This window comes from Dellaglioa sp. CoH-57-MRSF-20, from assembly GCF_056781955.1.
Genome location: NZ_JBXAXV010000053.1, coordinates 1 through 654, shown reverse-complemented (window position 1 = coordinate 654; position 654 = coordinate 1). Strand labels below are relative to the sequence as shown.

At 45.3% G+C, this 654-nt stretch carries 1 protein-coding gene; it reads left to right on the top strand.

Annotated features, from left to right (window positions below; translation table 11 throughout):
- Positions 1-346: hypothetical protein (locus tag AC1RPN_RS08050; RefSeq protein ID WP_481763689.1), on the top strand; the 346-nt coding region annotated here is incomplete at its 5' end.
- Between the last annotated feature and the right edge of the window lie 308 nt (positions 347-654).

The following is a 654-nucleotide window of genomic DNA, read 5'->3' as shown; positions in this document are numbered from 1 at the left end:
CGCAAATGCCGTGGCTGAGTCTATTCTGACTCAGCAGAATTCAGCTGCTAATGCAAATGCTATAGCTGAAACTCTGCTACTTACACAGGCTACTTTAGTCAAAGCCAATGCAGTAGCAGAAACCTTGCTCACGGTTGCGCCGAAAAACATACAAGACACGTATGTTCAGATGGAAATAATTTCAGGCGGTTTGATTCCGGCGAATGACTATGGAGTTAAGCTTGAGGTGATTGCAGGGCTTCCATATGACACACAGGATGGATATGTGACGCTAGAGATTATAGCGCAAACCACGCTGACGCCAGCAAAACCGATGACAACAATAACTTGGTTTACCCCATCGTGAGGATGTTANGATTCTGACTTTGAATGACTCTACAAAAACTGCAAGTATACAAGATTGGGATCAATCGGATTGGGACCTACAGAAAGATACCATACCGTGGGACTATACAATAGAGTTCGATCCCATGATAGACGGTGGCATACTAGACACCATTCGAAACGACAGAGAAGTGCATTACGATCAACGAACCATCTATATACAAGAATGGATCGGCAACACGATGATCGTTCGACCACAGATCATATACGTACAGCAGCTTTTGCCCTTGGCTTCAGACCCGTCGGCACCGTCTGGCACGTAATTAGAGG